Annotated in this window: 1 rRNA gene; it reads right to left on the bottom strand. The window is 58.8% G+C overall.

Annotated elements, in window-relative coordinates:
- Nucleotides 1–2,740 (bottom strand): 23S ribosomal RNA (locus HL658_RS36365).

Here is a 2,740-nt window from a genome sequence, read left to right as displayed (position 1 = left end):
GGATCAAGCCGAACGAGCGATTAGTAGGGCTCAGCTTCACGCGTTGCCGCGCGTCCACATGCCCCCTATCGACGTGCTGGTCTTGCACGGCTCTTGAGGGAGGTCTTGTTTTGAGGTGAGTTTCCCGCTTAGATGCTTTCAGCGGTTATCTCGTCCGCACGTGGCTACCCGGCGATGCGACTGGCGTCACAACCGGTGCACCAGAGGTGCGTCCATCCCGGTCCTCTCGTACTAGGGACAGCTCCTCTCAAACCTCCAACACCCGCGGCAGATAGGGACCGAACTGTCTCACGACGTTCTAAACCCAGCTCACGTACCACTTTAATCGGCGAACAGCCGAACCCTTGGGACCTGCTCCAGCCCCAGGATGTGATGAGCCGACATCGAGGTGCCAAACGACGCCGTCGATATGGACTCTTGGGCGTCATCAGCCTGTTATCCCCGGCGTACCTTTTATCCGTTGAGCGATGGCCCGTCCACGTGGGACCACCGGATCACTATGGCCGACTTTCGTCTCTGCTCGACCTGTCGGTCTTGCAGTCAGGCGGGCTTATGCCATTGCACTCGACGAGCGATTTCCGACCGCTCTGAGCCCACCATCGCGCGCCTCCGTTACTCTTTGGGAGGCGACCGCCCCAGTCAAACTACCCGCCATGCAGGGTCCCGGCTCCGGATCACGGAGCGCGGTTAGATGCCAGAGACCGCAAGGGTGGTATTTCAAGGTTGGCTCCACCCGAGCTGGCGCCCGGGCTTCAAAGCCTCCCACCTATCCTACACATGCGCTCCCTAGCACCACTGCAAAGCTGTAGTAAAGGTGCACGGGGTCTTTCCGTCTGACCGCGGGAACTCCGCATCTTCACGGAGAGTTCAATTTCGCTGAGTCGGTGTTGGAGACAGCGGGGAAGTCGTTACGCCATTCGTGCAGGTCGGAACTTACCCGACAAGGAATTTCGCTACCTTAGGACCGTTATAGTTACGGCCGCCGTTTACCGGGGCTTCAATTCAGAGCTTGCACCCCTCCTCTTAACCTTCCGGCACCGGGCAGGCGTCAGACCCTATACGTCGCCTTGTGTGGCTTCGCAGAGCCCTGTGTTTTTAGTAAACAGTCGCTACCCCCTGGTTTGTGCCCCCCGCCCCTGGTTGCCCAGGAACGGGGCCCCCTTCTCCCGAAGTTACGGGGGGAATTTGCCGAGTTCCTTCAACACCGTTCTCTCAAGCGCCTTGGTATACTCTACCTGTCCACCTGTGTCGGTTTCGGGTACGGTCTGTACGGCAGGGCTGTTTCCTGGAACTCCTCCAGCGCGCGGACAATCCGATAAGCCCGCACACACTTTGGAATTCGTCACCTCTGCCAGGCCCAGGACTATTAACCTGGTTTCCATCGGCTACGCCTCTCGGCCTCGCCTTAGGGGCCGGCTCACCCTGCGCGGATTAACCTTGCGCAGGAACCCTTGGACTTTCGGCGGGAGTGTTTCTCACACTCCTTGTCGCTACTCATGTCAGCATTCTCACTTCCGATACCTCCAGGCGCCCTCACGGGAACCCTTCACAGGCCTACGGAACGCTCCGCTACCACGCGTCCTAAGACGCATCCGCAGCTTCGGTGGGTGGCTTGAGCCCCGTTACATTTTCGGCGCAGGCCGGCTTGTCTAGACCAGTGAGCTATTACGCTTTCTTTAAAGGATGGCTGCTTCTAAGCCAACCTCCTGGTTGTCATGGCCTTCCCACATCCTTTCCCACTTAGCCACCACTTGGGGACCTTAGCTGGCGGTCTGGGCTGTTTCCCTCTCGACGACGGACCTTAGCACCCGCCGTCTGTCTGCCGGACTGTGCTTGCGGGTATTCGGAGTTTGGTTAGGTTTGGTAAGGCTCGCGCCCCCCTAGCCCATCCAGTGCTCTACCCCCCGCAGCAATATCCGACGCGCTACCTAAATAGCTTTCGCGGAGAACCAGCTATTTCCCGGTTTGATTGGCCTTTCACCCCTAGCCACAGCTCATCCCCGACCTTTTCAACGGGCGTGGGTTCGGTCCTCCAGTGGGTGTTACCCCACCTTCAACCTGGCCATGGCTAGATCACCGGGTTTCGGGTCTACAGCATGCAACTCAAGCGCCCTGTTCAGACTCGCTTTCGCTGCGCCTCCACCTACCGGCTTAAGCTCGCTGCATACTGTAAGTCGCTGACCCATTATACAAAAGGTACGCGGTCACTTCGCAAGGAAGCTCCCACTGCTTGTAGGCATCCGGTTTCAGGTCTGTTTCACTCCCCTCATCGGGGTGCTTTTCACCTTTCCCTCACGGTACTGGTTCGCTATCGGTCACTGAGGAGTACTTAGGCTTGGAGGGTGGTCCCCCCATGTTCGGACAGGGTTTCACGTGCCCCGCCCTACTCGAGGATGGCTTCCGGTCTACCCGTACGGGACTGTCACCCGCTCTGGTGCGCCTTTCCAGACGCTTCCGGTTCTGTAGAAGCCACCACTGGCCTGGTCCGCGTTCGCTCGCCACTACTAGCGGAGTCTCGGTTGATGTCCTTTCCTCCGGCTACTTAGATGTTTCAGTTCGCCGGGTTCGCCTCGCCAGCCTATGGATTCAGCTGACGATACCCCTAAGGGTGGGTTGCCCCATTCGGAGACCTCCGGATCAAAGCCTGCTCGCGGCTCCCCGAAGATTTTCGCAGCGTGCTGCGTCCTTCATCGCCTCTCAGTGCCAAGGCATCCACCAGATGCCCTTATAACGCTTGATC

This window comes from Azospirillum oleiclasticum, assembly GCF_013423485.1.
GTDB classification, from domain to species: domain Bacteria; phylum Pseudomonadota; class Alphaproteobacteria; order Azospirillales; family Azospirillaceae; genus Azospirillum; species Azospirillum oleiclasticum.
The sequence above is the reverse complement of the archived record's forward strand: the minus strand, read 5'-3'. Positions and strand labels throughout refer to the sequence as shown.